The following is a 26,443-nucleotide window of genomic DNA, read 5'->3' on the forward strand; positions in this document are numbered from 1 at the left end:
TCTAGATTTTTTTAGAGAGGGATTGTCGTTTCTTTCTTAGGATTCTTTTGTAACGTTAACTTGATGTGGATAAGGAATTTCAATACCAGCTTGGTCAAACGCTTCTTTAATTTTCTTTCTCATGTCGCGTTCCGCTGCCCATTGCATCATGTTCTCTGTTTGTCCAATAACTCTTAATACTACATCAGACGATCCAAAAGTTTGAACCCCAATTGGATCGGGACCTTCCTTGAAACGTTCGTCGTTTTCTTTAAAGTCATTACAAACTCTTTGTAACACTTCTAAAGCATGATCGATATTGTCGTCATAGCTAATCCCAATATCGACAAGCGCACGCATTGTACCACGTGAATGATTACTTACTCCACTGATATCGCGATTTGGGATAAAGTGGAGCGTTCCATCAAATCCTCTAATCTTCGTTGTGCGCAAGCCGATTTCTTCGACGATACCATTGAAACCAGCTACGGTTACATATTCATCTACTTCTATTTGTTTTTCTAATAATAAGAAAAATCCTGTCACGATATCACTAACAAGCCCTTGTGCACCAAACCCAATTGCTAGGCCGAGAATACCTGCACCAGCTAATAATGGTCCAATCGGAATATCGAATATTCCAAACAGCATAGCGACAAATAGGAACATAAGGGTATAAGAGAAGATATTTATTAGTAGTTTTTCTAATGTTTTAATTCTACCTTCCGTTATATTGTCTTTACGTTTCACATTCCAAATCGATTTTGAAATAATCTTTTTTCCAATAGGTTTGATAATTAGATATGCGATGATAAGTAGTATCACTTTTAGTCCTACCGTTACAATAGTACTTAGTGAATCTTGTAGATTTGTTAGTATGTCCATGTCTAGTCTCCTTTCGCATCTATACATTTTAGCTTAAGGGAACGTCAGGAGATAATCAAATAATCCAATTGATTCTTAATAGAATTAGGAAATCAGTCATAATTTTGGAGGCTCAGAATAAAGTATCCTTTGTGAAAATATTTCTGTTTAAAAAAAATTCAAAATTTTAGAGCAAAGGGGTAGTAATTTATTTCGTAACCCGATATATTTATAGGTACGTAAAAAATTCATCATAAGGAGGGGTACGATGGAGGTATTTAGAAAACTTCAGCAATACTTCTGGCCATATAAGAAGTTATTCTTTGCATCTTTGTTTTTTGTCTTATTAGTTACAGGAATTACGGTTCTTTATCCTATACTACTTCAGGTCACGATTGATGAAGTCGTTACAAAAGAGCGCTATCCACTCATTCCATATCTTGCGGTGGGGTTTATTTTGATCATGATTGTAAAAGGGGTAGCAAACTTTTTTCAAATGTACTTAGGAGACCTCTTCGGTGTCAAATCTGTTTATAGATTAAGAGATGGATTATATAAAAAACTCCAAAGGTTATCTTTTACTTACTATGACAACGCTCGAACAGGGGATTTAATGTCGCGGTTAACGATGGACGTAGAGGGCTTTAAATTCTTTTTAGCTGCTGGATTCAAGGAATTACTCCGAGTGTTATTACTTATTTTAATAAGTTTAAGTGTCATGTTCTATTATTCCGTTCCATTAGCTATCGTCACAATGGCTGCGATGCCGTTCTTAGCTATCGTTGTTTATCGATTTGATAAGCGAGTACACCCTTCTTTTCGACGGGTAAGAAAATCGCTTGGACGATTAAATACGAGAATTCAAGAAAACGTAAGTGGAATGAATACGGTTAAGTCTCTTTCCAAAGAAGGTTTTGAGATTGATCGCTTCACATCCAACAACGAAGACTATAAGGATGTCAACATTAAAACAGCAAGGATTTGGTCTAAGTACTTTCCGCTTATGGAGTTTATCGGAAACGTCTGTATGGTTGCTTTATTAGCATATGGTGGACATCTTGTTATTAGTGGCTCGCTCCAGTTAGGGGAATTAGTCGCTTTCTTTAGTTTAGTAACCTATATACTGGGACCACTTATGAATCTAGGGTTTATCGTAAATATGTTCTCTCAAGCAAAGGCTTCTGGAGAGAGATTGTTAGAAATTCTGGAAGCGAATGAAGATATTGAAGATTACAAGGAAGGGCAGCCTAATGAAAAGGTAGAGGGCCACGTGACGTTCCAAAACGTTATCCTTACCTATACGGAGGATGATGACTCTGCCTTGAAAAACATCTCCTTTAATGCGGAGCCTGGCAAAGTTATCGGTTTGATTGGGGGAACAGGCTCAGGAAAAACAAGTATTACCCAATTGATTACTCGTTTCTATGAGCCAGAAGAGGGAGAAATTTTAATAGATCATCGACCTGTAACGGATTATAGCTTAAAAAGCTTAAGAAAAAATATCGGTTTTGTCTTACAGGAATCGTTCCTGTTTTCTACCACAATTAAGGAAAACATCGCATACGGAAATCCAGAAGCATCAATGGAAGAAATCATTGATGCAGCCAAAAGAGCACAAGCTCATGATTTCATTATGGAAATGCCAAAAGGATATGACACTATGCTTGGTGAGCGTGGAATGGGTCTCTCAGGTGGGCAGAAGCAGCGGATTGCGATTGCTCGAGCAATCCTCATCAATCCAAGTATTTTGGTATTAGATGATGCGACTTCTGCGGTAGATATGGAAACAGAATTTAAAATTCAAAAAGCTCTAAAAGAAGTAATGAGAGACCGCACTACATTCATCATTGCGCACCGTATTTCTTCCTTAAAGCATGCGGATGAGATCATTGTGCTAGAGGATGGCGAAATTGTAGAACGTGGTAAGCATGAAAAACTCATAACAAATGGTGGCCCATATGAACGTATTTACAATATTCAATACCAGGATAAGCAAGCCATCATGAACGCAGCAGCACATTAAGGGAGGGATAGCATGGCAGAGATACAGACACAACCAAAAGGAAAAAGCCATTTAAAGCGGTTCTTTTACCCTTTAGATCAATCCGTTGAGAAGCCTTTTAACTGGGCACAAATGCTAAGGCTTCTTACATTTATTAAGCCTTATGCGAAAACATTACTCCCAGGAGCTATTATTGCGATGTTTGTCTCTACAATCATTCGTTTAATTGTTCCGATTATTATTGGGAAAATCGCCATTGATAAAGCTATTGCTAACGAAGATACAGGTATGCTCGTGACACTTGTCATCGTGATTTCTTGTTTATATTTACTCAGCTATGTCGGTAATACATTTCGAATTAAATGGGTAAATATCTTAGGGCAGAATGTCATTTATGACTTGCGGAAAAAATTATTCTCCCACGTTCAGCGTTTATCGCATAACTTTTTTGATAAACGTTCTGCAGGGTCCATACTCGTTCGAATCCTGAACGACGTAAATTCCTTGCAAGAATTGTTTACGAACGGGATTATTAACTTGCTTATGGATACCGTGATGTTGATAGGGATTGTTGCGATCTTAATTGCTCTAAGTCCACCACTTGCGCTCGCGGTTATGATTATTTTGCCGATTATGTTCTACATCTCTACTAAGCTAAGAAGAGATATAAGACGTTCTTGGCAACAAGTGCGGATTCAGAAGTCTCGTTTGAATTCGCACCTAAATGAAAGCATGCAAGGAATTCGTGTTACGCAATCCTTTTCTCAAGAAAGAGAGAATACAGAGTTTTTTGATGGAGTTAATACAGATAATTTTGAAACAGAGCGCTTAGCAACAAAGAAAAGTGCTTACTTCGGTCCATTTGTGGAAATGAGTAATGCCATTGGAACGGTTATCTTAATTTCGTTTGGCGCTCATTTAATCATCACAGGAGAAATTTCAACAGGTACCTTTGTATCCTTTGCGTTCTTCCTAGGAATGTTCTGGGAACCGATTTCTAGATTAGGGCAAATATACAATCAGTTATTAATTGCAATGGCTTCCTCAGAGCGAATTTTTGAATTTCTAGATGAACAACCTAATGTACACGAAAAGAAAGATGCGAAAGTGTTCCAGGATATGAAGGGGAAAATTGAATTTGATCGTGTCCAATTCTCCTATAATGAAGACCGAATTGCGCTACATGAAATTTCGTTAGAGATGAAGGCAGGTACAACGGTCGCTTTAGTCGGTCATACTGGTTCAGGAAAATCGACGATTGCCAATCTTATCAGTCGTTTTTATGATCCAACAAAAGGGGCTGTCAAAATTGATGGTCACGATCTAAAGGATATGAAAATCGATAGTTTAAGACAAAATATTAGTGTGGTACTACAAGATACATTTATCTTCAGTGGGACCATTATGGAAAACATTCGATTTGGAAGACCGGAAGCTTCGGATGAAGAAGTGATTGAAGCGGCAAAAGTAGTCGGTGCAGATGATTTCATTAAGCGTCTCGCCAACGGCTATAAGACGGAGGTAGAAGAGAGAGGGAATATTCTTTCTGCCGGTGAGCGTCAGTTATTGTCCTTTTCTCGAGCGTTGCTAGCCAATCCAAGAATTATTATTTTAGATGAGGCAACAGCAAGTATCGATACAGAGACTGAAGTGAAGATTCAGAAAGCACTACGGACCCTTCTTAAAGGTAGAACGGCTATCATGATTGCACACCGCCTTTCTACGATTCGAGAAGCGGATAACATTATCGTGCTAGAGCACGGGAAAATATTAGAACAAGGAAATCACCATGAGCTTATGGATAAAAAAGGTGAATATTTCGATTTAGTAAAAACACAGTTTGAAATGCTAGATGCGCTATAAACGTAAAGGTTAGAACAAAATTGTTTTAATCTTAACAAAATCCGAACTAGGGTTCGAAATTCTTTCAATAGAATCGAATCAGTTCGGATTTTTCATTTAGGTGCTTTTTAAATTTTGTTACTAATATATATATACTCCGAAGTAACGAAATAAGGATTCGTATATACTTTATCAAGTTGACTGATAATGCGGCGCTGCGGAAAAATACTCGCTTTCCGTGGGGAACGCCTCAGCCTCCTTCGCTCGCAAAGAACGCTCACTGTGGGGTCTTCAACTGTTCCTTTCCCACAGGAGTCTCGCATTTTTCCGCAGCTTAGTACGGAGTTCTTTTCAAGTCAGAGGTGTTTCTTGGTCTACTTATTTTATAGGTGTTAATAACCCACTATATTAGAAAATACCTACAAGCGTAGGCAGAATACGTAGACTCCAGCGGGAACAGCGCGAGCCGAAGATCCCGCAGGAAGTGGGGTTCTTCCGAGGAAGCTGAGGCCGTGCCCGCGGAAAGCGGAGTATTCTGCCGGAGCGTTGGCATTTAAATCACCACTTATGTCGCATTTTATATCAACTATGAAAGAAGATTCACCCATAAAAAAACATACTAAGTATCCTGATCTGTAATTGTTCGCTCTAAAGGATCTATTCATTCAAAATGCAAACTGAAACATCAAAGAACTACATCGATTAGTATTAGCAAATAAGAAAGACAGTCTGTATTACAACTGGTAGGAATAGCATCGTATGGAAATCACTTTTGAGAAACAGATTAATAACGAATGCTATGGTATTTCGATTTTGAATTTAATTACAAAATATGTAAGTCATCTCGGATTGTATAGATATCATGTGTTATTATAAAGTTGAAAGATTCCTTTGGATTTCAATAATGAAGGAGTGTTTATATGAAAAAAAGTTTATGGAAAAAGATATTAGGAATATTGGCTTTAATATTTGTAGGTTTGCTTGGTGGAGTAGGCGGTAGGCACGATCAATATGAAAAAGAAAAAAAAATTAATACTTAATAAGGGGGGAATCCCCCTTTTTTAAGTTTAGAATACAATCTGACCATTTGTACTTGTTACTCTGTTTTCTACGCGGTTATACCATTTAATTTTGTCCGATTCTCTTTTAACCTCGTGGCTAGCGACATGATTGAATTATCCTTCCTTTATCATTTTAAGTTTGATATTCTATTAGTACGCACTACACTTAAGATGGAGGCAATCCAATGAAAAGAGAATTCGCAGTAATCGGGCTAGGTCGTTTCGGAGGAAGCATATGTCAAGAATTAAGTAAGGAAGGCATGGACGTGCTAGCTATCGACATTGATGAAGATAAAGTAAATGAGTTTAAAAATGTTGCTTCACACGCAGTTATTGCTGATACAACAGATGAAAAAGTATTAAAAGAAATAGGGATACGTAATATCGATCATGTCATTGTTGCGATTGGGGATAACATCCAAGCTAGTATTTTAACAACTCTTATGTTAAAGGAATTAGGGATTAAAAAAATTACCGTAAAGGCACAAAATGATTATCATGAAAAAGTATTACGAAAAATTGGGGCAGACCAAGTCGTTCATCCGGAACGGGATATGGGAAAACGTATTGCCCATAGCATTATTTCTAACAATATTCTGGATCATTTAGAGCTATCCGACGATCATAGTATTGTAGAGGTAAAAGCAGGAAAGAAAATGAGTGGAAGATCTTTAATCGATTTAGATATTCGTGCTCAATATGGTTGTAACGTTGTCGCTATTAAAAAAGATAAAGAAATCAATGTATCTCCAATGGCAACGGTAGTCATTGAAGAAGAGGATGTCTTGATTGTGATAGGGTCAGATATCGATATATCCAGGTTCGAGAAAAACTTGGTAGTAGACGAAGATTAAAAAACTCGGCAGAGCGAATCTGCCGAGTTTTTCATTATACTTCCATGATGATAGGTAGAATCATTGGTTTTCTTTTTGTTTTCTCAAACAAGAATGGTGCAATTGTATCCGTAATTTCGTTTTTAATTTCAGACCATTGGGTCGTTCTTCTTTCCATGACTTTATGGAGGTGAGAAGAAACAATCTTCTGTGCTTCATTGATTAAGTCTTCAGACTCTCTCATGTACACGAATCCTCTTGAAATAATGTCAGGACCTGACGCAATCTTAAATTCCTTCATGTTAATGCTTACGACTACAATGACAAGCCCTTCCTCAGAAAGAATGCGACGATCACGTAACACGATGTTTCCGATATCCCCAATACCACTTCCATCTACATAGACAGAACCGGATGGGATTTTTCCTGCTATCATCGCACTGTCTTTTCCAAGTGCTAAAACATCCCCATTGTCCATCACAAAGGAATTACTAGGATCAATATCACATGATTCAGCGAGTTTCGTATGCTCTTTAAGCATTCGATACTCCCCGTGAATCGGCATGAAGTACTTTGGTTGAATCAATCGAAGCATTAGTTTTTGCTCTTCTTGACTTCCGTGACCAGAGGTATGAATGTCATTCAGTTTTCCGTGGATGACATCAGCACCTGCACGATAAAGCATGTTAATAATCTTACTTACACTAACCGTATTACCAGGGATTGGAGAGGAGGAAAATACGACTGTATCACCAGGAATCATTTGAATTTGACGGTGAGTACCGTTGGCAATACGAGATAGAGCTGCCATTGGCTCACCTTGAGAACCTGTACACAATATCGTAACTTCGTGTGCCGGTAAGCGATTAATCTGTTGTGCATCAATAAAGGTATCTTTCGGAGCTTGAATATAGCCTAACTCCTGACCTAACGTAATAGCAGCTTCCATACTACGTCCAAAGACAGCCACTTTACGATTGTGGCGAACGGCTGCTTCTACGACCTGTTGTAATCTGTAGATGTTTGATGCAAAGGTTGCAAAGATTAATCGACCAGTGATTCTTGTGAAAATGTCGTTGATGCTGTCCCCAACGATTCGTTCCGACATGGTGAAACCAGGTACTTCACTATTCGTACTATCTGATAATAAACAAAGAACGCCTTCTTTTCCGATTTCCGCCATTTTTGTAATGTTGGCAGGTTCTCCAACGGGAGTAAAGTCGAATTTAAAGTCACCTGTGTGTACGATATTTCCAGGTGGTGTCTTTACGACGACCCCAAAGGAATCCGGTATGCTATGTGTTGTTCTAAAAAATGCTACTGATGTTTTACGGAATTTAATGATGTCGTCCTCTTGAACAATGTTTAAGGTCGCATTCCGTAAAAGACCATGCTCGTCTAGTTTATTCTTAATTAATCCAATCGCAAGTTTTCCAGCATAAATAGGGATATTGAGCTGACGAAGAAGGTAAGGGATTCCTCCGATATGGTCTTCGTGTCCGTGTGTCACAATTAACCCTTTAATTTTGTCTTGGTTTTGCACAAGGTAAGAGTAGTCAGGAATAACGTAATCGATTCCAAGTAATTCGTCCTCTGGGAACTTAATACCAGCATCAATCAAGATGATTTCATCTTGGAATTGAACACCGTACGTATTTTTCCCAATCTCACCGAGTCCTCCTAGTGCAAATACAGCTGTTTGATCGTTCTTCACAAACTTCATCGGTTATGCGGACTCCACAACAAAATCTTCAGAAGTCTTTTCATACTCTAAATGAGCTTCATCTAGCTGCTGGATAAATTCGATATTTATATTGCGATCTACTAGCGATTTACGTACTTGTCTTTCCGTTTCAGCTTCTATATATAAGCTTTTCGTTCGTTCACGTACAGGAACTTCCGATGGAACTTCCTGATACAAAACTTTAAATATCATGTGTCTCTCTCCTTTTTCTGTTCAAAAAATATCAGTTAACATAGCATGTTTATTATCAGTTCTCATATCACGGTACGAATAGATTAGTCATTTTCACAAGTACTAGGCACACGTTTTTGTCCTAATAAGTCTTTCCAGCGTTTTCTAAGCTTTTCTTTTAATCGTTTTAACATTATTTCTTACAGCTCCTTTCCTTATACACGAAGAAAAGCAACAAAAAACGAATCACCGATCCAATCCCTCTTACTAACAGTATAGTATGATTTGGTAATTTTTGAAATAGATTAGCCCTTAAGAATTTTATTTTTTCATTATTTATAGATGGACTGTACCTCGTCAAATCGTTTCTGGTCCGCATTTCTACAATATTTTAACCTTGTTTTTTTCGTAATTTCATGTGATGATATTTTTTACGAAATGAGATTTCTTTATTCGAATAATGGGATAAAAGGAGAGGAACGGACATGAAGCATAAAATAGTCTTTTTTGATATAGATGGAACGTTAGTGAATCATAATAAAGAGATTCCTGTAGAAACCATCGAGGCTGTCAAACAATTAAAGCAAAATGGCGTGTATGTGGCCATCGCGACGGGAAGAGCGCCATTCATGTTTGAAGATATAAGAGAAATGTTAGGGATTGATTCGTATGTGAGTTTTAATGGACAATTTGTTGTGTTTGAGGGGGAAGTTGTTTATAAAAATCCTCTTACTCCATCACGCGTCGAAGAACTTTCCGAAATGGTAAATGAACGAGGGCAATCTATCGTCTATATGAATCATGTTGAAATGAAAGCCACGAAGCATGATGATAAGTTTACAGAAGAGGCTTTACATAGTTTGAAGTTTAGTTACCCAGAGGTAGATCCTGATTTCTATAAGAAAACGGAAATATATCAATCCTTATTATTTTGTGAGAAAGAAGAGGAGTATCAAAACCTTTATAAAGATCTCCGATTCGTTCGATGGCACGAATACTCCTGCGATGTGTTACCAGAAGGTGGCTCCAAAGCAGTAGGTGTTGAAAAACTTATCGAAGCTAGCGGATTGCGAATAGAAGATAGTTTTGCATTTGGGGACGGATTGAACGATATGGAGATGATTCAACACGTTGGTACCGGAGTGGCAATGGGAAATGCGATTCCAGCGTTAAAAGAGGTTGCAGATTATGTGACGGAAGATGTAGATAATGCAGGTTTATATAAAGGATTAGTTCATTTCGGACTTTTAAAAGAAGAAAAGAGCGGACAGTAATTTCTGTTCGCTCTTCTTCATTATTCTTCGTCTTGGTCGACGGAATGTGAGTTTTCTGGTACGGCGAATGGATTTTGTTTGTTGATGTGGTCAAAAAACATTACACCATTAAGGTGGTCGATTTCATGTTGGAATACGATGGCTGCATAGTTTCGTAACCGAAGCTTCAGCTCATTTCCTTCCAAATCTGTTGCTTTCACCGTGATCTTGGCGTAGCGCGGAACATAACCGGGAATATCTCGGTCGACGGATAAGCAACCTTCACCTGTCGATAAATAGGCTTGTTCTACAGAATGGCTAATAATTTTTGGGTTAAATAAACCGTAAGAATACTCTTTCCCATCAAAATCTTGAAAATGGACAGCGATCATCCGTTTTGATAATCCAATTTGCGGGGCTGCTAAGCCAACACCAGGTCGCAGACCGTACTTGGAGGCAATCGCATCGTCTTGACTATTTTTCAGATAGGTTAACATCTCTTTTAAGGTCTCTTGATTTTCTTCGGATGCCGGCAAAGTTACTTCTTCCGCAACTTTATATAAGATTGGATGATCTTCACGGACGATATCCTTCATTGTAAACATATTCTTCACTCCTAAAAATTCTCATCGTTTTAATGGCAATTAGTTTAACATAACACATAGGTAATAGGATAGAAAAAACATATCAGGGCATGAATAGGGCTTGTATTACATATATATAACCGAAGAGAAGGAGAACTGCAAACCTACCTTTAGTTTATGTTATAATATTGAAATGTTGCCTAATCAAGCATCGTAATTGCACATTCAGCAGGTGTTAGGAGGAACGAAATTGAAATATGTGAAAGTCTTAGGATTGTTTCTGTTACTAATGGCTCTAGTAGCTTGTAATGGGGAATCAACTACCGAGAAAATGTTCACACACATGGAAGAAGCAGTTAAACTAGAGAACACCTTTACGAAACAGCAGGACCCACTTGTAGAGCTAGAGGAAAAAGAAAGTGAGCTTTACAAGCAAATTATTGATTTAAGTATGGATGAGTTCGAGCAAATGAAAGACTTGGCAAGCCAAGCCTTAGACATTATTGATAAACGAGAAGAAATTATTCAGAAAGAAAAGGAAAGTATAGAAGCTTCTAAAGAAGAATTTGATAAAATAAAACCACTTATAAAAGAATTGAAAGAAGAAAAGCTTCAAAAAACAGCCACCCAAATGTACGAAATCATGGATAAGCGTTATCAAGCATACTTAAGCTTACACAGTGCTTATCAGGAAGCTCTAAAAAAGGATAAAATGCTATACTCTTTATTCCAAAAGAAAGAATTAAGAGAGGATGAGTTAAGAAAACAGGTAGAATCCGTTAATGAGAGCTACGATAAAGTATTAGAGGCTAACGATTCCTTCAATCAATTTACGGACGAGTACAATAAGTTGAAAGAAGAATTTTATAAACAGTCAGATCTAGATATAGAGATAAGTGAGTAATGAATACCTCCGAGAAATCGGGGGTATTTTGTATTTATAAATAAAGGTCCCCCTATAAAAAGTGGCATATTTGTCAAGAATACTTAAAAGGACTACGTGCAGTTCCCATGCTATTTCTGCGATTCCTGTGACATGAAAAAGTTGGATTTTTGTAGAAAAGCCTTTTTAACAGAGGGATTTGTACTAATACAGACTGTGATTATTTTTGAAACAGTTATAGAATAGGAGTATTGTGTAAGGGTTTACACAATATTAGTTCTGTTATCCTTTCAGTTAAAGTGTTTGACCTTTTCTATAACTATGAGATAAACTAAGTACAGGATGAAAATTGTACCATTACTTTTTACTGAATCGTATGTAACAGTTTTATATTTCTATCTTTTTTATGTGGACGATTGTCGAAAGTGCGCAACAAGAAGTAGTATTCGGTACAGATTTTTTCATTTATTTTGGGAAAGATAGAAACGAAAAAACACTTCCACAGAATCTTCCATCCCAAAAGTGGAAGGTCGTCCTGTCAGGAATTTTTAATTCTCAGGCTTTTTGGGTGGAGTGGTTCTCCGTTTCTGAATCATCCAGAACCCGCAATTATTGGGATAATTTTTCAAATAGAAAGGAAGAGGTGAGTCATTTGAAACGCACACTAGAAAATATCGAAAATCAATTCGAAACGTTTCAAATTCTGAATGAAAATGGCGAAGTGGTAAATCAAGATGCTATGCCTGATCTATCAGATGAAGAATTAAAAGAGCTTATGTTCAGAATGGTCTACACGCGAATTTTGGATCAACGTTCTATCGCTTTGAACAGACAAGGGAGATTAGGTTTCTACGCTCCTACTGCTGGTCAAGAAGCGTCACAGCTAGGAACACATTTTGCACTTGAAAAAGAAGATTATGTAGTACCAGCATATCGTGATGTTCCACAATTAATTTGGCACGGACTGCCTTTGTATCAAGCTTTCTTGTTCTCACGTGGACATTTCCATGGAAACCAAATGCCTGAAGGTGTCAATGCGTTGAGTCCACAAATCATCATTGGCGCTCAATATACACAAGCGGCCGGTATTGCACTCGGTATGAAAAAACGTGGTAAGAAAAACGTTGCGATTACGTACACAGGTGATGGCGGTACATCTCAAGGTGATTTCTATGAAGGAATTAACTTCGCAGGTGCTTATGGCGCTCCAGCGATTTTTGTCGTTCAGAATAACCGTTTTGCTATCTCTGTTCCAGTTGAAAAACAAACTGCAGCCAAGACATTAGCTCAAAAAGCAGTTGCTGCTGGTATTGAAGGTATTCAAGTAGACGGTATGGATGTTCTTGCGGTTTATTCAGCAACTAAACAAGCGCGTGAGCGTGCTGTGAATGGCGAAGGTCCAACCTTAATTGAGACATTAACGTACCGTTATGGTCCACACACAATGGCTGGGGATGACCCGACTCGTTATCGTACAGAAGATCTTGATAATGAATGGGAGAAAAAAGACCCACTTGTGCGTTTCCGTAAGTTCCTTGAAGATAAAGGACTATGGTCAGAAGAAGAAGAAAACAAAGTGATTGAACAAGCAAAAGAAGAAATTAAGGCTGCTATTAAAAAAGCGGATGAGCAACCGAAACAAAAAGTTACAGACTTAATGGATAATATGTATGAAACACTTCCTGCTCACTTACAAGAGCAATATGATGAATATAAAGCAAAGGAGTCGAAGTAAACCATGGCACAAATGACGATGATTCAAGCTATTACTGATGCGCTACGTACGGAGCTTAAAAATGATGAGAATGTGCTAGTCTTCGGCGAAGATGTTGGTCAAAATGGTGGGGTATTCCGTGCAACGGAAGGTCTACAGCAAGAATTTGGAGAAGATCGTGTTTTTGATACGCCACTTGCTGAATCTGGCATAGCTGGTATTTCACTTGGGTTAGCTCTTCAAGGATACCGTCCGGTTCCAGAGATTCAATTCTTTGGTTTCGTATATGAAGCAATGGATGCAATTAGTGGTCAAATTGCTCGTATTCGCTATCGTTCTGGCGGAACACAAAACGCACCAATCACGATTCGTTCTCCATTTGGTGGTGGTGTACACACACCAGAATTACACGCGGATTCACTAGAAGGATTAGTTGCTCAACAACCTGGTTTAAAGGTAGTCATTCCATCTACTCCTTATGATGCGAAAGGATTACTGATTTCCTCTATCCGAGATAATGATCCGGTTGTATTCCTTGAGCACATGAAATTGTACCGTTCTTTCCGTGACGAAGTACCAGAAGAAGAGTACTCAATCGAATTAGGAAAAGCAGATGTGAAAAGAGAAGGAAGCGACGTAACTATTGTAGCTTATGGTGCAATGGTTCACTCTGCCCTAAAAGCAGCGGAAGAGCTAGAAAAAGATGGTGTTCAAGCAGAAGTGATTGACCTTCGCACAGTAATGCCAATTGACTTTGATACCATTTTAGAGTCGGTGAAAAAGACAAATCGTGTAGTTGTCGTACAAGAAGCACAGCGTCAAGCCGGTATGGCTTCTCATATCGTGGCAGAAATTCAAGAGCGTGCTATTCTTCATTTGGAAGCACCAGTACTTCGTGTAGCTGCTCCTGATACGGTTTATGCCTTTACTCAAGCAGAAGAAGTTTGGTTGCCAAACTATAACGACATCATCGAACGTGTTAACCAAGTTATTAACTTTTAATGAAAACTGAGACGGGAGGTATTACAAATGGCTTTTGAATTCAAATTGCCAGATATTGGTGAAGGGATTCATGAAGGAGAAATCGTCAAATGGTTTGTAAAGGTCGGCGAAGAAATCAAAGAAGACGATGTACTTTGTGAAGTTCAAAACGATAAAGCGGTAGTAGAAATTCCTTCTCCAGTTGAAGGAACAGTAAAAGAAATTCACTTTGAAGAAGGCAGTGTAGCAACGGTTGGGGAAACGATTATCTCCATCGATGCGGAAGGTTATGAAAATGCTGGTGGAAGTGAAGAAGCACCGAAAGAAACAAAAGAAGAAGAAAAAGCCCCAGCAGAAGAACCGAAAAAAGAAGAAACTGTTCTTAACGAAACAGCAAGCAACGATAATACAATTGTTATCGCGATGCCGTCTGTTCGTAAATATGCTCGTGATAAGGACGTAAATATTAAACAGGTTCAAGGATCTGGAAAAAATGGTCGCATTCTAAAAGGAGATATCGACGCATTCCTTAATGGTGATGCACCTTCTGTATCTACAGAAGAAGGGGCTCAAACAGAGGAAACTCCAGTAGCTGCTGCAACGAAAGCACCAGAAGGACAATATCCAGAAACTCGTGAGAAAATGAGCGGAATTAGAAAAGCAATCGCTAAAGCGATGGTTAATTCTAAAACGAAAGCTCCTCACGTAACCTTACACGATGAAATTGACGTAACAGAACTTGTTGCTCACCGTAAGAAGTTTAAAGAAGTGGCTGCTCAAAAGGATATCAAGTTAACATACCTTCCATATGTGGTAAGAGCACTTGTATCTGCTTTAAGAGAGTACCCAATCTTAAATGCATCTATCGATGATAATACAGATGAAATCGTCTATAAGCACTACTACAATATTGGAATTGCAGCAGATACGGATAAAGGACTTCTTGTTCCAGTTGTGAAAAATGCAGATTCTAAATCCATTTTCTCTATCTCCCAAGAGATTAATGAATTGGCAGTAAAGGCAAGAGATGGTAAACTAAGTCCTGATGAAATGAAAGGTGCTTCCAGCACAATTTCTAACATTGGTTCTGCAGGTGGACAGTGGTTTACTCCTGTTATCAACTACCCAGAAGCAGCAATTCTTGGTATTGGACGTATCGGAGAAAAACCTGTCGTTCGCGATGGAGAAATTGTAGTAGCTCCTGTATTGGCATTGTCTTTAAGCTTTGATCACCGAATCGTTGATGGTGCAACAGCTCAAATGGCAATGAACCAAATCAAACGTTTATTAAACGATCCACAACTTATTATGATGGAGGCGTAAAACAATGGTAGTAGGAGATTTCCCAATCGAATTAGACACTCTTGTGGTTGGTGCAGGACCAGGGGGATATGTAGCTGCAATTCGTGCAGCGCAAACTGGTCAAAAAGTAACAATCGTTGATAAAGGAACTTTAGGTGGCGTATGTTTAAACGTCGGTTGTATTCCTTCTAAAGCTCTAATCCAAGCTGGTCACAGATACGAGCATGCACAAGGTGCAGAAGACCTCGGAATTACATCTGAAAAAGTAAGTGTAGACTTTGCTAAAGTACAAGAATGGAAAGGCAGTGTCGTAAACAAACTTACTTCTGGTGTAGAAGGCTTGTTAAAAGGGAACAAAGTAGACATCGTAAGAGGAGAAGTGTACTTTGTTGATAAAAACACAGTACGCGTGATGGATGAGAAAAATTCTCAAACGTACACATTTAAAAATGTGATTATCGCAACAGGTTCTCGTCCAATTGAATTACCTACATTTAAATTCTCAGACCGTGTTCTGGATTCTACAGGTGCTCTTAACTTGAAAGAAATCCCAGGCAAGCTTGTAGTAATTGGTGGAGGATATGTTGGTACTGAGCTTGGTACTGCTTATGCAAACTTTGGTACAAAAGTAACGATTTTAGAAGGTACTAAAGACATCTTAGGCGGCTTTGAAAAACAAATGACTTCTATTGTTAAAAAACGCTTGAAGAAAAAAGAAGTGGAAGTTGTGACTGAAGCTATGGCTCAAGGTGTAGAAGAAACAAAAGACGGCGTAAAAGTAACGTATGAAGTGAAAGGTAAAACGGAAACCGTTGAAGCAGATTACGTTCTTGTAACAGTAGGTCGTCGTCCTAACACGAACGAATTAGGTTTAGAGCAAGTTGGTGTAGAGCTTGACGATCGTGGCCTAGTGAAAATCGACAAGCAATGCCGCACAAATATCGATAACTTCTTTGCAATTGGGGATATCGTAGCTGGACCTCCATTAGCACACAAAGCTTCTTATGAAGGTAAAATTGCAGCAGAAGTAATTGCTGGTGAAAAATCGGAAATTGATTATAATGGTATTCCAGCAGTTGTATTCTCTGACCCAGAACTTGCTTCTGTAGGTTACACGGAACAAGAAGCGAAAGATGCTGGAATCGATATTAAAGCGTCTAAATTCCCATTCGCGGCAAATGGCCGTGCATTATCTCTAAATGATAGTGATGGATTTGTGAAGCTTATTACACGTAAAGAAGATGGACTTGTAATTGGTGCCCAAATCGCTGGTCCAAACGCTAGTGACATGGTTGCGGAATTAGGTTTAGCAATCGAAGCTGGGATGACGGCGGAAGATTTAGCACTTACTATTCACGCTCACCCAACTTTAGGAGAAATCACAATGGAAGCTGCAGAAGTAGCAATGGGATCTCCTATTCACATCGTAAAATAATGAACCTGAAACTCCCTTCGAATTCGAAGGGAGTTTTTTTACCAGGAAAGTATATAATTTTAGCAAGAAGAAATCCGGCGAAGGTTAACATTTTCCAGTTCCAAGTATAGGGGCACAAAGGAAAGCAACGGAAGAATCTAGATCGTAGAAAAAAAGAAATGTTTGTTGAACTAAGGATTATCCCGCGCCTAAAGGCTTGGCTTAACTAAGTTTTCTTTAGATAGAATAAGGTAAAATATTTCAAGTCGAGAGGGATTTCCGCTGGCAGAAGGTGACGGAAATCGGAAATCTATGCAGTTTTAGTTCATTTTTAAAATATAGAAATGGTGCTTGCTTGGCTTTTCATATCTTTCCAAATTATTTCATCATCCTTATGGTGAAAAATTATATATAATAGAATAACGGAAAGCTATAACATCAGGGGGAATTCAGAACGATGAAACAATTTTTGTGGATACTTTGCATACTTGCCTTATTAACTGCATGCCAAGAGACTACAGTAGAGAAAGAAAAAGTGAGCACAACTGCGCCAGAAAATGAGACAGTTGTTGAGAAAAAAGAAGCTCCTAAAAATTTGTTAGTTACTCAGCCAGTTGAACCTCAATATTACGTTGCTGAAAGTTGGAGTATAATCCCATTGGATGAAGCAACAAATAGCAAAGTAGCCTTACTTACCATTGATGATGCTCCAGACACGTATGCAGTGGAGATGGCTAAAACGTTAAAAGCTTTAAATGCTCCTGCTATATTCTTTGTGAACGGACACTTTCTAGATACAGACGAAGAAAAGCAAAAACTAAAACAAATTTATGATATGGGCTTCGTAATTGGAAATCATACGTATAATCACTCTAATTTAAATGATTTATCAGAAGAACAGCAGAAAGAAGAAATTGTTTCTGTAAGTAATATTGTAGAAGAGGTAACAGGAAAAAAACCAAAATTTTTCCGAGCACCATTCGGAATGAATACAGACTATTCGAAACAAGTTGTTAAGGAACAGGGTATGGTTCTTATGAATTGGACGTATGGCTATGACTGGGATCAGAATTATATGACCGAAGACGCAATAGCCGATATCATGGTGAACGCACCCGAGTTAAGGGATGGTGCAAATCTACTAATGCATGACAGGGAATGGACTGCGGCGGCTATAGATAACATAGTGAATGGACTACGTGAGAAAGGATATGAAATAGTCGACCCTCAACTTATCCAAACAAATCCTACTGAATAAAGAAGAGCCGCCACAATATGATGTGGTGGCTCTTTTGGGTTTAGCGAAATGCTCGGTGCTCTTTAATCACTTGAATATTTTGCAATGTTTCGTCTTCAAGCCCTTGAACAGGGAGTCCTGCTTCTAGATTTTTTTGAATGTACGTGATGTTGTCTTCTGTAATGATTTCTCCAGGAATAAAGATTGGAATTCCCGGCGGATAGACCATAATGGATTCAGCACTGATTCTTCCAACTGCATCTACTAAAGGAATAGACTCTGTTTCTGCATAGAACGCATCTCGTGGAGATAGTGCTAACAATGGGATGTTTGGTACTTGAACATTGACGTCGCTTCGTGTTGCGTGTGCCTTATGTTCTTTTGCTAGTTCTGCTAAAGCTTGCAATAACATTTCCGTTTCTTTTTTCGTATCTCCTGGAGTAATGATACATAAAATATTGTACAAATCGGATAACTCTACTTCAATGTTATAGTGGTTTCTTAACCATACTTCTACGTCATAGCCCGTTATACCTAAGTCTTTTACGGAAATAATTAACTTTGTTGGGTCATACCGAAAAGTGGCATCACTGCCTAAAATCTCTTCTCCAACACAGTATAGATTTGGAATGTTGTTAATGGCCATCCTAGTCGCTTGCGCAAGTTGTAGGGTTTCTTCTATTAGACCTTTCCCTTTTGTGACTAAGTATTTTCTAGCCATATCTAAGGATGCAAGTAGCAAATAGGAGGTCGATGTGGTCGTTAACATCGAAAGCACGGTTTGCACTCTTTCGTGTGACACAAGCCCTTCTTTTAGGTTTAAGACAGAGCTTTGTGTTAAGGATCCTCCTAGTTTATGAACACTCGTAGAAGCAATGTCAGCTCCTGCAGCCATTGCAGACATCGGTAATTGGTCATGAAAATGAATATGTACACCATGCGCTTCATCGACAAGTACTGGAACATGATGATTATGTGCAATATCTACTATCTTTTTTAAATCAGCGGCAATCCCGAAATAGGTTGGATTAATGACTAAGACAGCTTTCGCATCTGGATGTGCTTGTAAGGCATTTTCAACCGCATCTGGTGTGATTCCATGTGAAATACCTAAATCTTTATCCAATTCCGGATGCACAAAAATAGGGGTGGCACCCGAAAAGATGAGAGCCGTTGTAACGGATTTATGGATGTTTCGTGGAACAATTATTTTGTCCCCAGGACCACATACGCTCAATACCATTGTCATGATGGCCCCGCTCGTCCCTTGTACGGAAAAGAACGTATAATCAGCACCGAAAGCCTTTGCTGCTAATTCCTGCGCTTCTTTAATCATTCCTGTTGGATGATGGAGATCATCCAATGGCTCTATATTAATTAAATCGATAGATAAAGCATTTTTTCCGATAAAGTCGCGAAAGTCTGGATTCATACCAATACCGCGTTTATGACCAGGAATATGGAACTGAATAGGACTCTTGGCAGCATGGTTGAGTAATCCAGTGAATAATGGTGTTTCGTTTTGTGAAGTCATAGTTTGTACACCTCTTAATTAAGTCTAAAACAAAAGCATTATAGCAAATACTTGGATGAATAGCTAGTTTTCGGTAAACTATACATCGGTTACTATTATTAAAATAACCGAAATGTTTAAAGATATGAAAGGTAGAGAAAGGGGATAGGAATGAACTATAGTTATCCAATAGATGAAACATGGAATAAGCAAGAGATTATTGATGTTGTAAACTTCTTTTCCATGGTGGAAAAAGCGTATGAACAGTCTGTAAAACGTGACGATATTATGCTTGCTTACACACGGTTTAAACAAATTGTTCCATCGAAAAGTGAAGAAAAACAACTGTGTGGAAAGTTTGAAAAAGGTTCGGGTTATTCTTGTTATCGAACTATTCAATACGCAAAAGACCTACAATCAGGAGATACCGTACAAATGAAAAAGAACAGATAGTGGGACATTTCATCCATTATCTGTTCTTTAAATTTTTTAATCGTGCATAGAAAGCTTGTAGAGAGGGGAAAGGGTAGAGAAAATATCCTTAACCTCAATTATAAAGGCATCCCCATTTTTAATGATGGAACTATCTTTTGCAAAGTGTTTTCCTACTAAGAACTCTGCTTTTTTAACCTTTTGGAAACGGTCAAGAGCAGCCTTCAAATCAAGTTCTCCAACAGAGCTTGATTCCTTTTTCATGTGATCTAATGAAATAACATAGTCCTTCGGTATGGTGGAAGAGATGTCATCCAAATGATCCAAGAACTTGGTAGCAATTTCGCTTTTCGTAGGAAGTTCATAAATGTAGGCTAGCCAGACAAACACATGATCATCAAATAAACCTATTTGGAAGTGAGGATGCTTTTTATACCCTCTCTTATTATGACAATATGCTGACCAAGTATCCTTAGGTGGATTAACCGTTCTTCTAGCATGTTGGGCAATGTGAAGGTGCATTTCTTGTCCCACAAGCTGTGATAAGTCATCGGCTATATCCTCGCTAATAGCCTGGAATTTCGGTTGTATTCTAGAACGAATGGCTTCCATCCGCTCCTCTAAACCTTCGATATTAAATGTATCAAAGTCTTTTGCTTCAAATCCTGTAAATGTCATCGAATCATTCCTTTTTCATCGCATTGATTGTTTCTAGGCAAAATTTTAACATAGTCCAGATGTCAATAGGAAATAAGTTGCCTTATGTTTAGTGAAAGGAAAATGAGGGTATTATGTTTCTAACTAAACCAGATGTGGATGCTGGCAAGAACGATCGCCAAAGGTGGGATAAATAGTCATGAAATATGTCATGGAAGCCTTAAGAAAAAGGGAAGCAGAACAAAAACTCCCAGGCATTAAGCTAGATATTGATTATCAGCTGGTTACGTTACACGATGCGATGATAGAAGAAAATGAAGAAGAGAAACAAAAGGCTATTGAAAAATTGAAAGAGCTGAGAAATCAGCTTATTGAATTATCAACTCCATTCGAGCTCTAGGGCTCGATTTTTTTGCACTTAATGGGATAGTTAAATACTACTGTCAGATACTAGTTAAGGTTAAAGTCTATTAGAGATGCATCTCAAAATGTAGTCTGATAAGATAGTAAATAAAAGGATATGGAGGCTATGTGAATGGATGCCCGTGCAAAAGATGATATATATAATCAGGCTATTAAGTGGATTCGAGAAGCTGGAGATTTAATCAGAGAGTCAATCGGGGAACCGCTAATGATTGACACGAAATCAAACCCAAATGATTTAGTAACGCAAATGGACAAGAATACTGAAAAGTTCTTTGTGGAAAGAATTAAACAAAAGTATCCATCGCATTCCCTAATTAGTGAAGAAGGTTTTGGAGATTCCTTACAAAATATGGATGGTACGGTGTGGATTATTGACCCAATTGATGGGACCATGAATTTTGTACACCAAAAACGGAACTTTGCTATTTCTATTGGTATTTATAAGAATGGAGTAGGAGAAATAGGTCTTATTTACGACGTGATGGACGATATCCTATATACCGCAAAAAGAGATGAGGGTGCCTATAAAAATGGCGAGAAGCTCCCATTATTAGAGAATAAGCAACTTAAAGAATCGATTTTTGCGCTTAACAGTTTCTGGACTTGTGAGAATAACAAGGTGAATCATAAGAAAATGCAGGACCTTGTAAGAAGAGTGAGGGGAACCCGTTCCTATGGATCCGCTGCTTTAGAATTTGCCTATTTAGCAGAAGGAATGCTAGATGGTTACGTAACCATGAAGCTTTCCCCATGGGACATCGCAGCAGGTGTAATTCTTGTTAACGAGGTTGGGGGTAAGACGACGAAAGCGGATGGTAAGCCGCTAGACTTCTTGCAAGATAATACCATTTTATCGTCTAACGCAAACATTCACGAAGAAGTTTATAGAAACTACATAGAATTAAAATAGGAAAAGCCACTATTCCGTAGCTTTTCCTTTTTTGCGTAAACCAAATCCCATTATGGCAAATCCTAAAATAAAAAACGTGCCAGCTAACCAATAATTCCGATATACAATTGTTATTCCAACAAGACTAAAAGCTATGATGACGAGGATGGCAATGGCTAACATCGGGTATTGTATATTTTTCATGTTATCACCTCTTTTTCTCTATCTTTTAGTATAAAACATTCCAAGTAGATAGGAAAATAATTTAGGAACAGTAGCACCCTAGTCTATAATTTAGTATGATAGGAATGACAGATTGAAAGAGGGGAATGCAAATCATATGAAAGAACAAACTGTAATTGACGTTGGAAATCATCTGCCAATTGTTGATTTTCTTTTTAATGTCTTAGCAAATGGAGAAAATGGTCCGAATCTCTTGTTAGGTTTTTTTTATTTATATATTACTATAACAATTCTTGCTATTATTACATATAAATTGGGTTTTGCAAGGAAGCTACCTTTGTTAAAGTCCGTTGTTGTGTATATATTTTTGTTCATCGGTTGCACGATCATTTCTTGGTTTGGGCTTAAGTTACCGATGGCGGAGAGCCTCTTTATAATTGCCATAATTTTAGCGGTCTACCGCTATCGATTACACCGTTCGAGACAAGCGAAAGCAGGCAACTAAATCAAATGAAAAAAGCGACATAACGTCGCTTTTTTTGTTCTACTATACCAGGAATTTAAGAAATTTGCCTGGTGTGGATAAAGTTACTGCAATAGCCACGTCCAGCTCCAGCGCCCAGCAACTAGCGAGACTTCCCTCACCTCTGTACGATAAGTCAACATCGATTCGCATTCGCTCATCGTGTTTCCTTTATCTCCTACGGTTCAGTCCAGTCCGTACGTTGCTAACCGGGCGCTTGCGCTTTTGTTTTACTAAATAAGAGAATCTTCTTTTTTCTTCTCTTTATATAAATTGAAATTACCTGTTTCGTGTCTTTTCTTCGTATTTTCTCCCACTCGATCATAACAGGATTGACATATATACATATGAATTCGTCGGTTTCTTAGGCGTTTAGCTTGTAAGGAATTGCTGTCAATCTTTTCGATCGAGTCACAAAGTACACACTTTACTCGCATTCGAATCACCTCTATCCTTGTAGGTTCCATTTTATCACATAATCATTCATCATGGAAAAGCTCTATCAAAATTGTTTTGCCCTTTAGAAAATAGGGAATGGGGGAGTAAGAACGAAAGAAAGGGTGTTACAATTGAAAAAAAGATGGTTAGTATCAACTGTAGCAAGTGCATTTAGTTTGGGAGCCAGTTACTTTCTTCGTAAAAAAGAAAACCGCACCATGGTTATGGACAAGCTTAAACAAGCAAAACATACATTAGTAAACGAGAATACGAAAAACCAAACATCCATAGATAAGGCGGGTATGCCGGAACTAGACCAACAAGAAAACGCCAAAATGGTTTCTGAAGGGTCCCAGTTCGGAGTGCATTACTATAATGAAGTGAAACAACAAGAAGAGAAAGTAAAATAATAAAAAACCAAGGACTCGCAAAAAAGTCCTTGGTTTTTTATTTAATCCATGTGGTGATTCGATTGGTCTTCCTCTACATCGTCTAGCTTCTTCTGTTCATCCTCAGGAATTACTTCTTTATTCTCATTTGGCTCACTAGGTTGATCTTCGTTAATCGGAAATTCTGGCATATACCTTCCAACCACAGCGGATAGTTCATCCACGACTCCTTGAATAGGGTGTCCTTCTTGTACTTTTCTGGCTAAGTCCTTTATCCGTTCCGTACCATCAGCGTCCGCAATCACTACAGCATTTTTACCATATGGATCATGTTGGAGGGCTTCCGTTACGGAATACTTAATCGTTCCAACTCTTGAGCGATCTAAGTCTTTATCGACATCAATTCCAACGACCGCATAAGGACCAGCTACGACAGCAGTTGCATGGTAAACATTCGGAACCTCACTTGCTACATTAGCCAGATGGCTGGCGATTTCACTGTTCGATAGATTTTCACGTTCTTGTGGGTCTGAATCTTTTACTTGTATAGTCGGATTCTGATTTCCTTCCTGAGGTAAGCTCTCCTCATTTTGTTGTTGGCATCCAACTAACAGCATAGAAAATAGGAATCCTACAACAGCGAGATATGTTTTCAACATTTCGTTTTCCTCCTAGCCTAATACACATAATCTATGTATGGCTAGTTTTTGATGAAAACCGTTATTTATGCATCGAACAATTTGGATTCTATTTAAGAATAATTCGGCTAATTCCTTTAATCGGGGATTCTTGGTTGGAACCATCCTTGAAGTAAAGGTGAATAGGGCCGTCATCGTAAAGTGGTTTACCCGCATTTGAAAATAAAAGTAGACTATTTCTTAATTGGTCTATGCTGATTGTTTCGTTTCCGAACCTCGATACTAACTCGACACTATTTGCTTCCGGTTTTATTTCTGCAGTGTTTAGAAAATCTCTGATCGGCATTACATAGGAGTTTTCTAAAAGCTCTTTTCGATTATACTTTGCAATACTGTTAGTAACTGGGGGTTTCACTTTCTGTTGATATACCTCTCGATCGAATCGGAGGGAAGCTTGTTCAAGCTCGTCTGTTACTACGTCCTCATTAGATTCCGTTTTAAACGCTTCTTCTAATAAAACCTTTCGATCATCGAATATCCAAACCGTTGGGTCCAGGGTAATTGGATATTGTACTTTCCCTTCAATTTCAACTATCATATCCCGAACAACCTTTCTCTTTCTTATAGCTTCTGTTCATAAGTTATCTGTTCTAGAATAACAAACCTTCGATCCTTTTTCATTAAAGAAGAATTCGAGGTAAAAAAAAGGGATAGAATTAATTGGAACTTTTCATTCCTTTCTTGCATTTTTTTGCTACTACAGCTAATATAAATAGAAGAAAGTCTGTTATTAGGAGGGGATTATGTGATTCCAGAGGTGGCTATTAGTGATCGTGAAAAAGCCTACGCCCTTCTAGAGGCCGATGCTGATAAAATATTGCAATTGATTAAGGTTCAAATGGACAATCTTACTATGCCCCAGTGCCCTTTATATGAAGAGGTTTTAGATACACAAATGTTTGGTCTATCTAGAGAGATTGATTTTGCGGTCCGGTTGAATCTTGTATCGGAGCAGGATGGTAAATCTCTATTAGAGAATCTAGAAAGAGAATTAAATGTTCTACATGAAGCTGCACAAGCAGCGCAAAAATCATAATAGTATGATGGATGAACCTTGGCGAACAAACGGCAAGGTTTTTTTATATCCTTTTTGTGAAATGTAAATATAGGAAAAGAACCTTGTTATTTCTGTTAAGAATCCTACAAGAATATGATATATTAGAGATATTATGAAATCGATCAAAACAGAAGGAGTATCTCTGTATGAAACAAAGATGGAAAGATTTTGACTTTACCCTTATCATTACTCCTTTGATCCTGACAGCATTTGGGGTTGTTATGATATATAGCGCTAGCATGGTAGTTGCCGTTATAAAATATGATGTTCCTAGCAATTATTTTATGTTAAAGCAGCTTCAATGGTTTTTAATAGGGTTAGTACCCTTTGCCATAATGTCCTTCTTTAATTACAAGCACTTGCAAAAGCTCATGAAGGTAATCGTGTTGGGAGTCATCCTTTTATTAGTAGCTGTGTTAGTCTTTGGGGAAGATGTAAACAACTCGCAATCTTGGTTGAAAATTGGACCTTTTCAGTTCCAACCATCCGAATTCGCCAAACTAGGAATTATCTTATACTTAGCTTCTGTTTATTCCAAAAAACAAGACTATATTTCGGACTTTAGTAAAGCAGTTCTACCACCGCTTATTATGACAGGAATCATCCTAGGATTGATCTTCTTACAACCAGACATTGGTACTGGGGCAATTATTTTTATGATTGCTTGCTCCGTTATTTTTAGCTCTGGAATTCGAATGAAGCACCTTTCTATTCTTATTGCCACAGGAGTTATATTTATGGGATTGGCTGCCACGCAAATGGTGACGAAAGAAAGGATAGCGAGGTTCACAGGGGCATATATGCCATTTGAAACACCGCAGACAGACGGTTATCACTTAATTCAGTCGTACGTGGCAATCGGTACGGGTGGACTAGCTGGTGAAGGTTTAGGTCAAGGTGTTCAAAAATTAGGGTACCTTCAAGAACCACACACAGATTTTATCATGGCCGTTATCGCGGAAGAACTTGGCTTCATTGGGGTTGCTATTGTGATTGGCTTACTAGCAATCATCGTATTACGCGGCATTTATATTTCACGTTTATGTGATGATAGCTTTGGATCACTAGTTGCGATAGGTATCTCTTCTTGGATAGGGATTCAAACCTTTATCAATTTAGGAGCAATTAGTGGTATCCTACCGATTACAGGGGTACCATTGCCGTTTATTAGCTCCGGGGGCTCTTCGCTCCTCACCTTAATGATCGCGATGGGAATTTTAAATAATATCGCTAAGAAAGTTCGTGCGAAAGAAGTGCTTGTTTCTAAAGATCACGAGAAGCCATTCGATGATCCACGAGTGTTTAATAAAGAAGTCGTGAAACGAAGAAGAAGTCTTCATCAATAATACTTAAGCCCCCTACCAGCAGGTAGGG

Annotated in this window: 27 protein-coding genes; 17 read left to right on the forward strand and 10 right to left on the reverse strand. The window is 38.3% G+C overall.

Going from position 1 to position 26,443, the window contains the following annotated elements:
- Positions 1–36: 36 nt before the first annotated feature.
- Positions 37–864: a mechanosensitive ion channel family protein gene (locus KO561_RS08060; protein ID WP_231096598.1), complete on the reverse strand. Its 828-nt coding sequence runs from the start codon at positions 862–864 to the stop codon at positions 37–39.
- Between the two features lie 247 nt (positions 865–1,111).
- On the opposite strand from KO561_RS08060, the gene KO561_RS08065 reads away from it, so the two are divergent.
- The 3 genes from KO561_RS08065 (at position 1,112) to KO561_RS08075 (ending at position 6,602) form a co-directional block, all read left to right on the forward strand.
- Positions 1,112–2,866 (forward strand): ABC transporter ATP-binding protein, encoded by a 1,755-nt coding sequence (locus KO561_RS08065; protein ID WP_231096599.1) that lies wholly within the window; start codon positions 1,112–1,114, stop codon positions 2,864–2,866.
- A 12-nt stretch (positions 2,867–2,878) separates the two neighbouring features.
- Complete coding sequence (locus KO561_RS08070; RefSeq protein ID WP_231096600.1) at positions 2,879–4,708, forward strand: ABC transporter ATP-binding protein; 1,830 nt, start codon at positions 2,879–2,881, stop codon at positions 4,706–4,708.
- A 1,225-nt stretch (positions 4,709–5,933) separates the two neighbouring features.
- Positions 5,934–6,602: a potassium channel family protein gene (locus KO561_RS08075; protein ID WP_231096601.1), complete on the forward strand. Its 669-nt coding sequence runs from the start codon at positions 5,934–5,936 to the stop codon at positions 6,600–6,602.
- Between the two features lie 34 nt (positions 6,603–6,636).
- On the opposite strand, the gene rnjA is transcribed toward KO561_RS08075, so the two are convergent.
- Positions 6,637–8,304, reverse strand: a complete 1,668-nt coding sequence (rnjA, locus tag KO561_RS08080) for a ribonuclease J1 (RefSeq protein WP_231096602.1) — start codon at positions 8,302–8,304, stop codon at positions 6,637–6,639.
- A gap of 3 nt (positions 8,305–8,307) precedes the next feature.
- Complete coding sequence (locus KO561_RS08085) at positions 8,308–8,517, reverse strand: DNA-dependent RNA polymerase subunit epsilon (RefSeq protein ID WP_231096603.1); 210 nt, start codon at positions 8,515–8,517, stop codon at positions 8,308–8,310.
- A 464-nt stretch (positions 8,518–8,981) separates the two neighbouring features.
- On the opposite strand from KO561_RS08085, the gene KO561_RS08090 reads away from it, so the two are divergent.
- Complete coding sequence (locus KO561_RS08090; protein WP_231096604.1) at positions 8,982–9,770, forward strand: Cof-type HAD-IIB family hydrolase; 789 nt, start codon at positions 8,982–8,984, stop codon at positions 9,768–9,770.
- A 20-nt stretch (positions 9,771–9,790) separates the two neighbouring features.
- Here the strand turns inward: KO561_RS08090 and def are convergent, their stop codons facing one another.
- Positions 9,791–10,354, reverse strand: a complete 564-nt coding sequence (gene def, locus KO561_RS08095) for a peptide deformylase (protein WP_231096605.1) — start codon at positions 10,352–10,354, stop codon at positions 9,791–9,793.
- Positions 10,355–10,592: 238 nt separating this feature from the next.
- Here def and KO561_RS08100 point away from each other — a divergent pair, with 238 nt between their 5' ends.
- From KO561_RS08100 to KO561_RS08125, 6 genes are all read left to right on the forward strand, one after another.
- Positions 10,593–11,237 carry a YkyA family protein gene (locus tag KO561_RS08100; protein ID WP_231097074.1) on the forward strand — a complete coding sequence of 215 codons (645 nt, stop codon included), beginning with the start codon at positions 10,593–10,595 and terminating at the stop codon, positions 11,235–11,237.
- Positions 11,238–11,868: 631 nt separating this feature from the next.
- Positions 11,869–12,951 carry a pyruvate dehydrogenase (acetyl-transferring) E1 component subunit alpha gene (gene pdhA / locus KO561_RS08105; protein ID WP_231096606.1) on the forward strand — a complete coding sequence of 361 codons (1,083 nt, stop codon included), beginning with the start codon at positions 11,869–11,871 and terminating at the stop codon, positions 12,949–12,951.
- 3 nt (positions 12,952–12,954) lie between these two features.
- Entirely contained in the window at positions 12,955–13,932 is a 978-nt protein-coding gene (locus KO561_RS08110) for an alpha-ketoacid dehydrogenase subunit beta (protein WP_231096607.1), read from the forward strand.
- A gap of 27 nt (positions 13,933–13,959) precedes the next feature.
- Complete coding sequence (locus KO561_RS08115; RefSeq protein ID WP_231096608.1) at positions 13,960–15,234, forward strand: dihydrolipoamide acetyltransferase family protein; 1,275 nt, start codon at positions 13,960–13,962, stop codon at positions 15,232–15,234.
- Between the two features lie 4 nt (positions 15,235–15,238).
- The gene (lpdA, locus tag KO561_RS08120) at positions 15,239–16,648 is read left to right on the forward strand and encodes a dihydrolipoyl dehydrogenase (RefSeq protein WP_231096609.1); all 1,410 of its coding nucleotides are present in this window, start codon (positions 15,239–15,241) and stop codon (positions 16,646–16,648) included.
- Positions 16,649–17,084: 436 nt separating this feature from the next.
- Positions 17,085–17,885 (forward strand): polysaccharide deacetylase family protein, encoded by an 801-nt coding sequence (locus KO561_RS08125; RefSeq protein ID WP_231096610.1) that lies wholly within the window; start codon positions 17,085–17,087, stop codon positions 17,883–17,885.
- Between the two features lie 40 nt (positions 17,886–17,925).
- Here KO561_RS08125 and KO561_RS08130 read toward each other — a convergent pair whose 3' ends face one another.
- Positions 17,926–19,398, reverse strand: coding sequence for an aminotransferase class I/II-fold pyridoxal phosphate-dependent enzyme (locus KO561_RS08130; RefSeq protein WP_231096611.1), 1,473 nt, complete (start codon positions 19,396–19,398; stop codon positions 17,926–17,928).
- A 150-nt stretch (positions 19,399–19,548) separates the two neighbouring features.
- On the opposite strand from KO561_RS08130, the gene KO561_RS08135 reads away from it, so the two are divergent.
- Positions 19,549–19,830 (forward strand): UPF0223 family protein, encoded by a 282-nt coding sequence (locus tag KO561_RS08135; protein WP_231096612.1) that lies wholly within the window; start codon positions 19,549–19,551, stop codon positions 19,828–19,830.
- A gap of 36 nt (positions 19,831–19,866) precedes the next feature.
- Here the strand turns inward: KO561_RS08135 and KO561_RS08140 are convergent, their stop codons facing one another.
- Entirely contained in the window at positions 19,867–20,487 is a 621-nt protein-coding gene (locus KO561_RS08140; RefSeq protein ID WP_231096613.1) for a YktB family protein, read from the reverse strand.
- A gap of 178 nt (positions 20,488–20,665) precedes the next feature.
- On the opposite strand from KO561_RS08140, the gene KO561_RS08145 reads away from it, so the two are divergent.
- Both KO561_RS08145 and KO561_RS08150 read left to right on the forward strand, forming a co-directional pair.
- Positions 20,666–20,866, forward strand: a complete 201-nt coding sequence (locus tag KO561_RS08145) for a hypothetical protein (RefSeq protein WP_231096614.1) — start codon at positions 20,666–20,668, stop codon at positions 20,864–20,866.
- Between the two features lie 135 nt (positions 20,867–21,001).
- Positions 21,002–21,802: an inositol monophosphatase family protein gene (locus tag KO561_RS08150; protein WP_231096615.1), complete on the forward strand. Its 801-nt coding sequence runs from the start codon at positions 21,002–21,004 to the stop codon at positions 21,800–21,802.
- A 9-nt stretch (positions 21,803–21,811) separates the two neighbouring features.
- Here the strand turns inward: KO561_RS08150 and KO561_RS08155 are convergent, their stop codons facing one another.
- Positions 21,812–21,985 carry a DUF5325 family protein gene (locus KO561_RS08155; RefSeq protein WP_231096616.1) on the reverse strand — a complete coding sequence of 58 codons (174 nt, stop codon included), beginning with the start codon at positions 21,983–21,985 and terminating at the stop codon, positions 21,812–21,814.
- A 136-nt stretch (positions 21,986–22,121) separates the two neighbouring features.
- On the opposite strand from KO561_RS08155, the gene KO561_RS08160 reads away from it, so the two are divergent.
- On the forward strand, positions 22,122–22,469 hold the full coding sequence (locus KO561_RS08160; RefSeq protein WP_231096617.1) for a YlaH-like family protein: 348 nt from the start codon (positions 22,122–22,124) through the stop codon (positions 22,467–22,469).
- Positions 22,470–22,720: 251 nt separating this feature from the next.
- On the opposite strand, the gene KO561_RS08165 is transcribed toward KO561_RS08160, so the two are convergent.
- Complete coding sequence (locus KO561_RS08165) at positions 22,721–22,954, reverse strand: YlaI family protein (protein WP_331000841.1); 234 nt, start codon at positions 22,952–22,954, stop codon at positions 22,721–22,723.
- Between the two features lie 102 nt (positions 22,955–23,056).
- On the opposite strand from KO561_RS08165, the gene KO561_RS08170 reads away from it, so the two are divergent.
- On the forward strand, positions 23,057–23,335 hold the full coding sequence (locus tag KO561_RS08170; RefSeq protein WP_231096619.1) for a hypothetical protein: 279 nt from the start codon (positions 23,057–23,059) through the stop codon (positions 23,333–23,335).
- A gap of 41 nt (positions 23,336–23,376) precedes the next feature.
- Here KO561_RS08170 and KO561_RS08175 read toward each other — a convergent pair whose 3' ends face one another.
- The gene (locus KO561_RS08175) at positions 23,377–23,973 is read right to left on the reverse strand and encodes a YhcN/YlaJ family sporulation lipoprotein (protein ID WP_231096620.1); all 597 of its coding nucleotides are present in this window, start codon (positions 23,971–23,973) and stop codon (positions 23,377–23,379) included.
- A gap of 88 nt (positions 23,974–24,061) precedes the next feature.
- Positions 24,062–24,550, reverse strand: a complete 489-nt coding sequence (locus tag KO561_RS08180) for a hypothetical protein (protein ID WP_231096621.1) — start codon at positions 24,548–24,550, stop codon at positions 24,062–24,064.
- A gap of 207 nt (positions 24,551–24,757) precedes the next feature.
- Between KO561_RS08180 and KO561_RS08185 the strand changes: the two genes are divergently transcribed.
- Together KO561_RS08185 and ftsW are read left to right on the forward strand one after the other, a co-directional pair.
- The gene (locus KO561_RS08185) at positions 24,758–25,048 is read left to right on the forward strand and encodes an Fpa/YlaN family protein (RefSeq protein ID WP_231096622.1); all 291 of its coding nucleotides are present in this window, start codon (positions 24,758–24,760) and stop codon (positions 25,046–25,048) included.
- A 167-nt stretch (positions 25,049–25,215) separates the two neighbouring features.
- Positions 25,216–26,415 carry a putative lipid II flippase FtsW gene (gene ftsW, locus KO561_RS08190; RefSeq protein WP_231096623.1) on the forward strand — a complete coding sequence of 400 codons (1,200 nt, stop codon included), beginning with the start codon at positions 25,216–25,218 and terminating at the stop codon, positions 26,413–26,415.
- Positions 26,416–26,443 lie beyond the last annotated feature (28 nt).

Source organism: Radiobacillus kanasensis (assembly GCF_021049245.1).
In the GTDB taxonomy this organism is placed as follows: domain Bacteria; phylum Bacillota; class Bacilli; order Bacillales; family Amphibacillaceae; genus Radiobacillus; species Radiobacillus kanasensis.

Bases quoted from the DNA above. Each gene is read 5' to 3' on its own strand.
- KO561_RS08175 (WP_231096620.1), bottom strand. From the start codon at position 23,973: ATGTTGAAAACATATCTCGCTGTTGTAGGATTCCTATTTTCTATGCTG.
- KO561_RS08160 (WP_231096617.1), top strand. From the start codon at position 22,122: ATGAAAGAACAAACTGTAATTGACGTTGGAAATCATCTGCCAATTGTT.
- KO561_RS08125 (WP_231096610.1), top strand. From the start codon at position 17,085: ATGAAACAATTTTTGTGGATACTTTGCATACTTGCCTTATTAACTGCA.
- KO561_RS08075 (WP_231096601.1), top strand. From the start codon at position 5,934: ATGAAAAGAGAATTCGCAGTAATCGGGCTAGGTCGTTTCGGAGGAAGC.
- KO561_RS08150 (WP_231096615.1), top strand. From the start codon at position 21,002: ATGGATGCCCGTGCAAAAGATGATATATATAATCAGGCTATTAAGTGG.
- KO561_RS08145 (WP_231096614.1), top strand. From the start codon at position 20,666: ATGAAATATGTCATGGAAGCCTTAAGAAAAAGGGAAGCAGAACAAAAA.
- rnjA (WP_231096602.1), bottom strand. From the start codon at position 8,304: ATGAAGTTTGTGAAGAACGATCAAACAGCTGTATTTGCACTAGGAGGA.
- KO561_RS08115 (WP_231096608.1), top strand. From the start codon at position 13,960: ATGGCTTTTGAATTCAAATTGCCAGATATTGGTGAAGGGATTCATGAA.
- KO561_RS08060 (WP_231096598.1), bottom strand. From the start codon at position 864: ATGGACATACTAACAAATCTACAAGATTCACTAAGTACTATTGTAACG.
- KO561_RS08130 (WP_231096611.1), bottom strand. From the start codon at position 19,398: ATGACTTCACAAAACGAAACACCATTATTCACTGGATTACTCAACCAT.
- KO561_RS08065 (WP_231096599.1), top strand. From the start codon at position 1,112: ATGGAGGTATTTAGAAAACTTCAGCAATACTTCTGGCCATATAAGAAG.
- ftsW (WP_231096623.1), top strand. From the start codon at position 25,216: ATGAAACAAAGATGGAAAGATTTTGACTTTACCCTTATCATTACTCCT.
- KO561_RS08155 (WP_231096616.1), bottom strand. From the start codon at position 21,985: ATGAAAAATATACAATACCCGATGTTAGCCATTGCCATCCTCGTCATC.
- KO561_RS08140 (WP_231096613.1), bottom strand. From the start codon at position 20,487: ATGACATTTACAGGATTTGAAGCAAAAGACTTTGATACATTTAATATC.
- KO561_RS08180 (WP_231096621.1), bottom strand. From the start codon at position 24,550: ATGATAGTTGAAATTGAAGGGAAAGTACAATATCCAATTACCCTGGAC.
- KO561_RS08085 (WP_231096603.1), bottom strand. From the start codon at position 8,517: ATGATATTTAAAGTTTTGTATCAGGAAGTTCCATCGGAAGTTCCTGTA.
- lpdA (WP_231096609.1), top strand. From the start codon at position 15,239: ATGGTAGTAGGAGATTTCCCAATCGAATTAGACACTCTTGTGGTTGGT.
- KO561_RS08110 (WP_231096607.1), top strand. From the start codon at position 12,955: ATGGCACAAATGACGATGATTCAAGCTATTACTGATGCGCTACGTACG.
- KO561_RS08070 (WP_231096600.1), top strand. From the start codon at position 2,879: ATGGCAGAGATACAGACACAACCAAAAGGAAAAAGCCATTTAAAGCGG.
- def (WP_231096605.1), bottom strand. From the start codon at position 10,354: ATGTTTACAATGAAGGATATCGTCCGTGAAGATCATCCAATCTTATAT.
- KO561_RS08090 (WP_231096604.1), top strand. From the start codon at position 8,982: ATGAAGCATAAAATAGTCTTTTTTGATATAGATGGAACGTTAGTGAAT.
- KO561_RS08165 (WP_331000841.1), bottom strand. From the start codon at position 22,954: ATGGAACCTACAAGGATAGAGGTGATTCGAATGCGAGTAAAGTGTGTA.
- KO561_RS08135 (WP_231096612.1), top strand. From the start codon at position 19,549: ATGAACTATAGTTATCCAATAGATGAAACATGGAATAAGCAAGAGATT.